Genomic DNA, 12,467 nt, shown 5'->3' with positions numbered 1-12,467 from the left:
AAAAACCGGAGGCTCTTTTTATTTATATAATTGTAAAGAGAAAGTGCATGAACAATAAATACGATGTTTCCGAAATAATAACCAAAAGGTTCGGAAAAATGTTTGACTATTCAACTTATTTAACACATATTTTTACAGAATATATTACCAGTTTCATTCCATCAAAATCAACAATCGACAATTGTTCAAGGCTACGACTCAACCCCGATTTATACAGAAACTTATCTACTGATACTCTCCATATCATTATCGAGGAAATTAATGAAGAATATCAACTACCTACAAAACTCTTTTTAGCCGGTAAAGGAGTTAAAGAAATATCTCGTGAAACAGGTATCCCGATTCGGAAAGTATTACATCAAATTTATTGCGGAGAGAAAGAAATTAAGGCTCATTTAAAACAATTATAAATAAACATCCGAGAAAAAATAAAGCCGCATTACCGATAATCAGAATAATGCGACTTTACTTATATATAGAACTTGACTTATCGAACTTTATGAGCTTTCATACTGTCCTTCAACAAATAACCAATCAGAGCCAAATACAATACTAAACCAAGTACTTGTTTTATTGTATCATTCATCTCGCAACTATATTCAAATCCTCCAAAACGCAATCCGGCACTGACAACCCCCATCAATGCTCCACCGGCAATAAATCCGGATGCCAACAATGTACCTCTTTCATACCGGGATTTATTTACTTCGGCATTTTTGCTGCGTGTACTGACATACCAGCTTACCAATCCTCCTACAACTAAAGGAGTATTCAGTTCCAAAGGAATAAACATTCCTAAAGCAAAAGCCAAAGCCGGAATTTTACAAAAAGTCAGTACTACGGCAATCAATGCTCCGATACCATATAGCAGCCAAGGAGCGCCTTTCCCCGACATAAGAGGTTCGATAACAGCTGCCATAGCATTCGCCTGAGGAGCAGCCAAACCGTTTTCAGAAGTAAAACCGTATGTATCATTCAAAATCAATATAACCCCTCCTACCGTCGCTGCAGAAACCAGCGTTCCTAAAAATTTCCAACTCTCCTGCTTTGCCGGAGTAGAACCCAACCAATACCCGATTTTTAAATCGGTTATAAAACCTCCGGCCATAGAAAGAGCCGTACAGACAACCCCGCCGATAATTAAGGCGGCAACCATACCCGATGTACCTTTAAGGCCAACAGCTACAAGAATAACAGAAGCCAAGATCAATGTCATCAAAGTCATTCCCGATACAGGATTTGTCCCGACTATCGCAATCGCATTGGCTGCAACCGTCGTGAACAGAAAAGCAATGACAGATACCACAATAAAGGCAATAAAGGCCTGTGTAAAATTATGGATAATGCCTAAATAGAAAAATAATAAAATCAGAATCAGTGTTGCGATGCAAGCAATAGCGATAAATTTCATAGAAATATCTCGCTGCGTACGTTTCACCGAAGTCATAACAGCTCCGGCTTTGCCTCCAAGTTCTTTGGATGCCAAACCGACAGCGCCTTTTATGATTCCCCAAGAACGTATTATGCCGATAACTCCCGCCATGGCTATACCTCCTATACCAATATGACGTCCGTAAGTAGTAAATATTTGTTCGGGAGTCATTTGTCCTATGGAGACAGTAATATCGCTGTTTCCCATAGTCAAGACCGAATCTCCCCAAAAGAGTCCCATAAAGGGAACGATAAGAAACCAGACAAATATAGATCCGGCACAAATAATCAAAGAATATTTAAGACCGACAATATAACCGAGTCCCAATACAGCCGCTCCCGTATTTATTTTGAAAACAGCTTTTGCCTTTTCGGCAATTGTCTCACCGAACGGCAATACTCGTGTAGATAGTACCTCGCTCCACCAACCGAATGTAGAAAGGACAAAATCATAGATGCCGCCAATCAACCCAGCAAAAATCAGGGGTTTTGCTTGGTTACCGCTCTTTTCTCCGGATATAAGCACTTGTGTAGTAGCTGTCGCTTCAGGAAAAGGATATTTGCCATGCATCTCGGATACAAAATATTTTCGGAACGGTATCAAAAACAGTATTCCCAAAATTCCACCTAAAAGAGAACTCAAAAATACCTGCATAAAATCGACCGTAAGTCCCGGTATAATATAAAGTGCAGGAAGCGTAAATATCGCTCCGGCAACAATAACGCCCGAACAAGCTCCAATGGACTGTATAATGACATTTTCTCCTAATGCATTCTTACGACGAGTAGCGTTAGACAAACCGACTGCAATAATAGCGATAGGAATAGCCGCCTCGAACACCTGCCCGACCTTAAGTCCTAAATAAGCAGCAGCCGCAGAAAACAGAACAGCCATTATAATTCCCCACGAGACCGACCATAAAGTAACCTCCGGATAATTTTTAGAAGGCGACATAACCGGCTGGTACTCTTCTCCTTCACCTAATTCTCTGAATGCATTTTCAGGCAACTCTACCGGTTGCTTTTCTTCCTCTTTCATGTCTTTGATAAAGTTTGGGTTAGCATAATCATAATAAAAGAATGGCAAGTTACTAATTTTTACAGAAATTTCAGTAACGAAAAATAAAAATAGCGTCAATTTTAGCTATGTTTGCAAGCTATAAAATATGAATAGTGATGAAAGATATACTTGATTTTTTAACAGAACTGCGTCAACACAACAATAGAGATTGGTTTAATGAGCGTAAAGATCGGTTTTATGAATTACGAGCTACATTTTTAAATAGGGTTGACGAACTGATCCGCCTCATTTCGATATTCGATGAAGAAATTGCCGGTTTAGAGGCAAAAGATTGCGTATATCGAATTTATAGAGATACACGTTTTTCTCCGGACAAAACGCCTTATAAAACATTTTTTTCGGCATATATAGCTTCTAAAGGCGGTAAAAAAAGTTTACGTGCCGGATATTATTTACACTTAGAACCGGGAAACTGTTTATTAGGCGGAGGTGTATGGTGTCCGGAATCAAAACTATTGAAAGAATTACGAGAAGCGGTATATGAACATTGCGATGAATTTATCGAAATAACGGAAAACCCGGAGTTTAAAAAAGTATATCCGGCTTTCGACGGTGAAATGCTTAAAACAATTCCACGGCCATTCCCGAAAGATTTCAAATATCCTGAATTGCTAATGAGAAAAGACTACGTCGTAATGGGGAAAAAGCAAGACCGTTTTTTCGAGGACAATAACTGGATACAAGAAACAGCCGCCGATTTTAAAGTTTTGCAACCGCTTAACCGCTTTCTAAATTATACCGTAGATGAAGTATATGATTACTGATCGATTTATAAAAATAAAAAATGGCGTATCGATTTTTTTTCGATACGCCATTTTTTATTAGAGTCTGTTACCGTAACTGTATCTTACGAGTAATCGTGTTCTTTCCATTCATTCCGACAACGATATAAAGACCTTTTTTCTTATTTAACCGGATGGTCTGATAATCGTCATCTATATTGAATTTATCCGACAAAGTTCCATTGATATTGTATATGCTGAATGTATATCCTGAACATTGCTCGAATCTCAACATGTCACCCGAAAGATACACTTTACAATTATCGGTATCCGAATTCGACAGACCTTCAGGTATACTTTCCGACCCATTGAAATCGTCCAGACAGAAATATGTCGGGATAGTCGTTCCCCAATCATTTTTTCGAGAGCCGTCCACCGTAAAAGTGATTTTCTTGACCTTCCCTAAAGAAGTTAAATCAAACCACTCCCAAGTATCTACAACGATTCCTTCTGCCGAATTCCGGTAATCTACCAGATAAAATTCTGCCGAATTACCATTATCTCCGGTAGCTATTATTTTATAATAATCCCCGATAGTAAACGGCAGATTCGCATCTTCCTTCCCGCTCGAGTTCATTCCCGTACCCTGTTCCGTTACATATTTCACCCAAGCTGTATTCGTTACATAACAGCCTTTGACAACATCTCCCTCCGGATTATTCAAGACTTCAACCTGCGTCGGACCAAAATAGCTTGAAGCATACGCAACCGCATAATTTTCAGATTCATGTACCCCGCTACCGGCTGCCGCCCCAAATTGATTCGAAGGGAAATCCGCCGGATTATAAACCGTTGAAGTCACATTTGAATAACCGAAATAAGCCCATGTTGCATAATCCGGCTCATAATAATTAGAGAATTTATAAGAACCGCTTACAAATGAACTCATAGATTCTTCCGGATCACCCATCCAATAGCTTTCAGAATCAAGATATAAATTTTCAAAAGTTGCGGCAGCAGCTTCTCCGGTTACAATTACCCGAACCGTTATCGTTGCAGTTTCACCCCAAGCATCCGTCACAGTCAAAGTATAGTCGCCGCATTCCTGAGGAACAAAAGAATACTGTTCTTCAGTGGAAAGGATTTCATTCTTCGAGTTTCTCCAGCTATATGTATATGGAGAAACTCCTCCTGAAACATCGGCTGTCAAAATTACGGACTCACCTTCCGAAACAGTCTTATCGTCTGCCGTTACCATCAGTTTTTGGGGGTTACCGCTGAAATTATCTATATAAACATTACCCTTACTACTTAAAGTTATAGAAGTTATTTCTCCCCATTCTTTTAAACTGTAATATATCCACCGATCCTGAGTCGAAGCTATAGTCCGGGTAGAAATCTCAAGTTGACCTTTTGATGCAGATATTGTAACATCGGCATCCGACTTCAAATAAAATCCGGTCAATATCAATCCATCAGAAGTATTTATCAAAGTAACAGTTCCTTCTGTTTGGAGTTTTGCTGCTTTCCGGCTATCTTCTATTCCATCAGTAATCTCTTCTACGACAAAACCATTGAATCGAGCCGTTCCATCTTCAAATCCGGTTTCCGTAACGGTTACATCTTCAAATGTGGACACAGATGTCGGTGCATAAACTGTTGTAAAGGCGCTCATAGCGATAACCTCTGATAATTGACCGTCTGCCAAACCTTTCAAAACAAAAAACGCATAATATTCAGTATGCTGTTTCAATTCGGTCAACGGGATTGCTGTTTCCTGTCCTTTAGAAAGCGAAACTTTATTATCGGCAGCAATAACATCTTCCACAGAAGGCTCTTTTTCGTCATTCTTTAATAAATAATAGACTTCTGCATTAGCCGTTACTTTGACAGTAACAACCGCCGAATTATAAGTCACATCTCCTGACAAAACCGGATATCCGGATTCCATCGCCGGCAATTCTGCTACAACAAATTCATAAGCTCCGATAGTCGGGAGTTCCGTATCACGCACATTTCCGACAATATCGGTAGCAACAAAATCTAACGGAATACCGGCATTAAGGCCGTCCAAAGTTTTCAATGCAAGTATTTCGTCTGACTGAAAAGTCACTTTTTGATTAATACTATTAGATTCTTTAGAACCGGTCAACCAATTCTCGATCGTAGTATAATTTTTCGCAAAAACAGTTCCGGAAGTATAAAGAGCATTATTATTGAGCGTCGTTGCTTTCAGCGGCTTGCTGTTTATCCAATAAACATAACCGCCGGCTTCGTTTTGTATAATATTGTTCTGTACCGTAATCGATTCGCTGAAATTGGAAATATTATATATTCCGGCACATTTTTCGGTATTATTTCCACTCAAACGTATCGTATTGTTCACAATATCCACAAAGCTGATTTTATTTGTCGTAGAGCCTCCGGTTACCGAAATTGCATACGCATTATCCGATGATGTCAAAGATTTCAGATTCAATACATTATTATATACGCGGAAGTGCTTTTCTTCTGAACCGGAAACAGGTCTCAGCTTTATGCCGCAGATATAGGGCATTGTCGCAGATATCACATTATTCCGCACAACCGTATTATAACAAGTATTCATATCTATCCCATTATATTCTTTTTTCGATGAACAGTTGCTGCTAATCACGTTTTTCTCTATAACTCCATCTACATCATAATTCAGATAAATCGCTTTACTCCATTGATTCCTGAACGTATTTCCGATAATCTTCGTTCCTTTATTCGTATCTGTCGGATTTGCTCCACCTGCCTGAACCGCAATATAACCTCCTTCAAAAAGGTTGCCCTCAACGGTCATATAGGTATCCGGAGTATTTTCTACAGCTTGATTTACAAAATTCGTATGCAATAATTTATGAGGATCTGATGTAACAGGTTCAGAAGTCATGACCTCTCCTTTAAAATAACAATTCCGAATAGTAACATAATTACTTGCATTTTTCACATCCATCAAATAATAATATGTATTATCAGGATTAGTAAAAGTAATTCCTTCTACCGTCAAATAATCAGCTCCGAATATGGTCATTACAGCCGAGTTTTGTTCGTCATATCCTCCGGAATGGTTTTCTGCCGTAATCGTCACATCGCTATAATTTCCACTTTTAGATTTCAATGTAATCGTATTCGCAGCAGAAGCTCCCGGAATTTCAGGAATTATCACCTCCTCATTGTAGATTCCGTTTTCTAATTCAAAAACGACAGCACCATTTATACCATCTTTCATTGCTTCGACTGCAGCAGTAATAGTTTTATATTTCCCATTCTCTCCGATAGTATGCGTACCATGGAATCCATCTTTAATTTTCAGATTTGCAATTTCCGACGATTCTATTGCAAATGGATTTCCATTAACCTTGATACCGGATTGAACAAAGCTCAATGCCGTTCCGATTGCAGCATCGCTTCTTATATCACAAGTCAGCCAAAAATAATAAGTTCCGGGTGCTGAAATACTCTGTTCTCCCGTAAATACCGGAGTATCGCCCGTTTGTTCTGTGCCAAACTGACTTTCAGGACTGAATACATCACTCGTACCGGTAAAATAAACTTTCGTATTCATCAAACTCTCTGAATTCGTCACTCCGAATGAAAGTTCATCCACAACAAACGAACCTCTATCTCCGATAGCTTCTACGGCAACCTTAAGCATTTTTTCATTCAGAGAACCACCCAAAAGTTCACTTTTTTCATTAACAGATGTCGCCTTCACTGTACCACAGCTCAACGGTTTCAGCGTATAAGAGCTCACCTCTATCTCCCAACCGTCATTGACTATGTATCCCGTTCTGTTAAATCTGATTGTCAAAGAACCGTCTTCTGCCTTAGAGATAATCGATTCCGGTAAACTTTCATTCAGATCTCCATCATATTTCACCAATAAATTTTCATTCTCGACTCCTGTACCATCGTATATTTCCAAATAATCACGGACACTGGTCTTGAACCGTTTGAATGTCAGCTTTATTACATCTCCCGGTTTCGGAACAAATGTCAAAGCACCTTCTTGGGTCTCACTATATTCTCCGTCTGCACCTCCGTCATCATAACAAACATAAGGAAAATCTCCCACATTGATTGTATCATGTCCCGATACCGGTAACAGACAAACATTCTTTATTTCCCGATCGCCTTCCGGATCTCCGTTTTCGACTGATTGCAAAACATTATTTATGGTAACCGACAGTAATTTTGCATCTAACTTCTGTGATGGTGTAGCTCCGACTTTGACATCGTAAGTTATCCAAAAATAAGTATCTCCTTCTTCCAGAATAAAGTCAGACGACACAAGAATCTCCAGATTCCCGACAGAACCGTCAACATCGACACTGCCGATTTTATTTGTTGTTGCAAACGCATCATTCTTACCTGTATAATAAACGGAGACTTTATCTACACAAGATTGACAGTTTTTCAGATCGACAGCAATTTTATTTAAAGGCAACGGGTTTTTATCGCCTCCGGTCACTATCTTAAACCACAAAATTTCCTGATCGGCAGTACCTCCAGCTACAAAGTCCGAACTTGCCTGCACGACATCTATCCCGTCGAATGACATATCTTTCGATTGATATTCTCTTACAAAAGCATGCCAGCCGTCTGCATTATAAAACGAATCATTGGCGTTGAAAAGAACAGTGACAGCTCCGTCTTCCGATTTAGAACGAATAATAGTTTCCGGCCCGTTTTTTCGCTTATCTGCGGTATTTGCTTTCCACAATACTTCTCCGGTCGTTCCTTTACCGCTATAAATTATATAAGTAGCATCCACTCCATAATATCCAGAGCTTGCACTCACGGCAAAATCCTGATACTCCAATTCTATAATTTTACCTTCAGAATACGGAATAAATGTAACGATTTGATTTCCCTGTACAGCTTCATATCCACTACCATACTTTTTGGGGGTATGCGTATAAGTCCAACTACCATAAATCGTTTTTTCAAATGTTCCTACCGTAGAAACGTATTCATTTTTTATCGTACGGTCGCCTTCCGGATTGGTATCGGCAATAATCTCTTCCTTACCCGACAAGACAACAGCGGTGCATCCCGCATCGATTTTATTTCCGGCTACAGCTCTCGGATCTATATCGTATGCCAACCAAAAATAGTTGTTTCCTTCTCCCAGTTCCTGAGTACAACCGGTTATTTCAAAATCAGAACTACCGTTTAAAATAACCTCTCCTATTTTATTAGAAGAACCGAATTCCGCTTTTTTACCCGTATAATAGACCGATGCTTTTGTCACATCTGCAGTATTAGTCGTTCCGGATGTAGTAAACTTAAAAGTCTGCGCTATTATAGGAAAGATATTCTCTGTCTGTATATTCAATGACAATATAGGTTGTAAAAGATCTCCAGCCATAATTGTTCCGTCGGTATATTGTGCTGCAACAATAGATTTCACAGTCATTTCTTTGGGCTCGACCTCAGAAACTACGGCTTCAAAACCATCCCCGAACAATGCACCCGTTACACTGGTCAACGCAACAGTCAATGCTCCATCGTCTGAAGAAGATGTTACCGTAATTATATCTCCATTGGAAATTTGAATATTCAAGTCAGCCTCATTTACCGATTTACCGTTATACACCTTTAGTATATCGCTTTTATCGCTGGTCGTGGTACTGAATAATGCCACTTTCTTGAATTCAATTTGAATCCGCCTACCCAATGTCGAAGGTATAAAAGTCGTCTGCCCTTTAAAACCCTCCGATATTTTTCCGTCAGGCCCGCCATCATCATAAAAATTCAAAGATGTCTGGCCTACATAACAATTCTGCCACATCGCAGACATGCTCAATTCACTGCCAATATAAACTTCTCCTACAGAAGCAATCGGGGTCTCAAGCACCTCGTTTCCGGCAACCTTTATCGACGTACATTGTGCCACTATTTTATTCCCGACAACAGACGCCGCCGTTACATCTCCTACCAACCAAAAATAATTATTTCCCGATACAAGTTCTTGCGATCCGGATGCCTTAATATCGGAACTACCTGATGATCCGGAAGCATAAAGATGAGCATCATTAAACTGTAATTTATTTCCCGAATAATAAACTTTTAAATTCTGTAAATCCGAGACAGAAACCGTACCGTTAAGATTAAAAGATAATTCACTTACCGTTAACGGATTAAGGCTTCCTTCCGCCTTTACGTTAATGAGCATTATCGGTTGACATTCCGAACCTACTGGAACGGAAGAAACGCCCGTAGAAAGAGCGATGCATTCACCGATTATCATATCTTTAAGAGATACGCTTTTCACGACCGCTTTCCAGCCTGTACCCGACATTCCCGGACAATAATAGCCGACTGTCATTTTCCCGTCAGGAGAAGCCGACTGAAAAACAGAATTTGCTGCAATTACACCTTTGTCTCCGTCGGGTAAATCATCATAACCGACATCGACAAAACCGTCATAAATTCTAAATTGAGCAGATTTTACATCGACTGTTTCAAAAGAGACTTCTATAACTTCGCCTGCATTTCCCGGCACAAAACATACCGATGACGGATAATCACACCACGATTCGGCATTGCTTGAGCTTCCGCCGCTATCATAAAATGTTATCGGATCGGTTACCGTAACGGTTTTCGGATTGTCATAGTCATCGCCATACGGCATCATGACTGAGGTTGTTTGTCCCCAAACCGACCCCACCTTGCATAAAAACGCAAAAGCAATCAAGAATGTAATAATTCTTTTCATAAGCATTTTAAATTAAACAATTATTTGAATCAAAACATAATATTCAAATCACCGAATAACTTATACTTACAAAAAGTTATAGGAAAAGATACAGTATAGAGCCAGCGTAACCCGTTAACGTTACATTTTATACTTACCTTTGCTTTAACCCCCGAAAGCATAAGATATTCTGAAAATGTACGGCAGGTCTTCTGACTTATCTCTCCTCTTTCGGACGTCTTCCCAGCATAATCGAAACGAGCCTTTCGATTTTCCCAGTGACATGAATGTCCGGAATCAACGAGAATTACAGCAGCGGGACTGTTCAGGACTTGCACCTGATTCCCTTTTAATCACCTGAGCAGAAAAACGCAGGCGAACCAATACGAATGCAAACTTACCTGTTTAATCTTTGTTAATCGGATTTACTATGTTAAAATAATAAAATAACATATCGTGCCTATAATTAAAAAATTTATTTATTACTGTTTCTCTCTCGATAGAACTCTTATTAAGAGTATGAAGAAGCTGTCCATAAATTTTCCAATAAGAAAATATTATCAGAACATATTTCCTTTACAGATTAATCTTTACGCTATGTTTATGTTTGTTTCGTATTAGAAGTTAAAATCTTATGCGTTTTTACACATCTTTTATCCCCTATTGAGCGAGTATGTCCCCCCCAAAAAGACATTACTTATGAGACTTCTTCCTGATTTTCCTTCAAACAATAATCCGTAATTTGGTTAAACAAACCGATAATTTATCTACAAAAGTTCTTTTTAAGACTCTCTATTTTTGTCATACAATAATGAACGAAAACATAAACTTAAAAATTTTCCAAACTCTACCTCAAAACATAAGTTGAATATTAACTACAAAAATAAAAACAATGAAAAAAAATTTATCAATTTTATTTCTGCTGTTTATTGTTCTATCAATAACAGCCTGTGGAAAATCAGATGAATCGTTTATTTCGGAACAAACAGAAAACAGAAATGAGAATAACGATAAAACCGATACACCTATCTCCGGAAAAAATGGACATTATTTAGTCCTTTACAGTTCACGTACAAATAATACCGAACATGTGGCACAAACGATTCAATCAATACTCGATTGCGATATTTTAGAGGTTGAACCTCAGATTCCCTACGATGATGACTATAATTCTATACTCAATCGAGCACAAAAAGAATTAGAAGAAATCCGCCAAGGCAATTATCCTGCTATCAAAACTTCTGTCGATAATTTTGACAATTATGACATTATATTTATCGGCTATCCGATCTGGTACGGAAGCATGGCAACACCGATGCAGAGTTTTTTGCGCCAACATGCTTCAAAACTTTCCGGAAAACAAATAGCCCTGTTTGCTACAAGCGGCAGCAGCGATATTGCCTCCTCTGTTAACGAAGCACGATCGATCTGTACCGAGTCTATCCTGATCGAGCAGTCATTACTGTTGACCTCTTCAACCCTTCCGCAAATGGAGAGCCGTATTACTGAATGGCTTGACAGAATAGGTGCTGATCGGGAGGAATCGGATATACCGGAGAGTTCTTCTCAAAATATAAACATCAAGATCGGTAACCGCACCATTACCGCAACAATGGAAGACAACGCAGCTGCACAAGATTTTCTTTCCCGTCTGCCATTGGAAGTAACGTTAAATGACTACAATAATACAACCGAAAAAATCTTCTATCCTTCTCCAACCTTGACAACCGAAGGTGTTACTCGCGGTTGTACTCCCATACCCGGCGACATTACTATTTATGTTCCATGGGGAAATGTCGCCATTTTCTGCAAAAATTGGTCACATAGTAATGATCTGATAAAAATAGGACATATAAACGGTAATGATATCGAGGCTTTAAGCATTGATGGAGATATACAAGTAAAAATCGAACAACAATAATATGACTAATTAATATGACTATCGAAAGTTTCAAAGCATATGTAAAAGCACGTAAGGCTCTTAATACAGAGGAGATTCATCACTTCATGGATGATATGAGCAATGAAGCGAGGCGCATCACATTCCGGCTGAATACGGCATATCATGTTCCCGATAAAGTCAGAGAATTACTTTCCGAACTGTTTGGCTATTCTGTTCCGCAGACACTTCGAGTGTTCCCTCCATTTTATACTGATTTCGGAAAGAATATTTCCATAGGTGAGAATGTATTTATCAACGCTTGTTGCCATTTCCAAGACCACGGGGGAATAACAATCGGGGATGGTTGCCAAATCGGACACAACGTAGTGTTTGCTACACTCAATCACGGATTAGCTCCGGAAGACCGTAAAACGACTTATCCTGCACCCATTATACTCGGCAAGAATGTCTGGATAGGTTCTAATGCAACTATTCTTCAAGATGTCAGTATCGGAGATAATGCCATTATCGGAGCAGGAGCGGTTGTGACAAAAAATGTAGAGGCTAATACAATTGTAGGCGGAAGTCCTGCACGATTTATCAAATTGATCGAAAATAAATAAC

At 39.1% G+C, this 12,467-nt stretch carries 6 protein-coding genes and 1 riboswitch; of the genes, 4 read left to right on the top strand and 2 right to left on the bottom strand.

Annotation, left to right across the window (positions count from 1 at the left end):
- Positions 1-47 precede the first annotated feature (47 nt).
- Complete coding sequence (locus QUE35_RS00755) at positions 48-410, top strand: hypothetical protein (protein ID WP_009316728.1); 363 nt, start codon at positions 48-50, stop codon at positions 408-410.
- A 77-nt stretch (positions 411-487) separates the two neighbouring features.
- Here the strand turns inward: QUE35_RS00755 and QUE35_RS00750 are convergent, their stop codons facing one another.
- Positions 488-2,470: an OPT family oligopeptide transporter gene (locus QUE35_RS00750; protein WP_022599541.1), complete on the bottom strand. Its 1,983-nt coding sequence runs from the start codon at positions 2,468-2,470 to the stop codon at positions 488-490.
- 134 nt (positions 2,471-2,604) lie between these two features.
- Here QUE35_RS00750 and QUE35_RS00745 point away from each other — a divergent pair, with 134 nt between their 5' ends.
- Entirely contained in the window at positions 2,605-3,276 is a 672-nt protein-coding gene (locus QUE35_RS00745) for a DUF2461 domain-containing protein (RefSeq protein ID WP_044261343.1), read from the top strand.
- A gap of 67 nt (positions 3,277-3,343) precedes the next feature.
- Here the strand turns inward: QUE35_RS00745 and QUE35_RS00740 are convergent, their stop codons facing one another.
- Positions 3,344-9,982: a BNR-repeat neuraminidase N-terminal domain-containing protein gene (locus QUE35_RS00740; RefSeq protein ID WP_169721108.1), complete on the bottom strand. Its 6,639-nt coding sequence runs from the start codon at positions 9,980-9,982 to the stop codon at positions 3,344-3,346.
- A 164-nt stretch (positions 9,983-10,146) separates the two neighbouring features.
- A riboswitch (cobalamin riboswitch) is annotated at positions 10,147-10,362 on the bottom strand.
- A gap of 491 nt (positions 10,363-10,853) precedes the next feature.
- Here QUE35_RS00740 and QUE35_RS00735 point away from each other — a divergent pair.
- Positions 10,854-11,882, top strand: a complete 1,029-nt coding sequence (locus QUE35_RS00735; protein ID WP_022599549.1) for a cyclophilin-like fold protein — start codon at positions 10,854-10,856, stop codon at positions 11,880-11,882.
- A gap of 14 nt (positions 11,883-11,896) precedes the next feature.
- Entirely contained in the window at positions 11,897-12,466 is a 570-nt protein-coding gene (locus QUE35_RS00730) for a sugar O-acetyltransferase (RefSeq protein WP_022599551.1), read from the top strand.
- The last annotated feature ends 1 nt before the right edge of the window (position 12,467 follow it).

This window comes from Coprobacter fastidiosus (assembly GCF_030296935.1).
GTDB classification, from domain to species: Bacteria; Bacteroidota; Bacteroidia; order Bacteroidales; family Coprobacteraceae; genus Coprobacter; species Coprobacter fastidiosus.
Note: the sequence above shows the minus strand (reverse complement) of the source record. Positions and strands in the feature narration are given on the sequence as shown.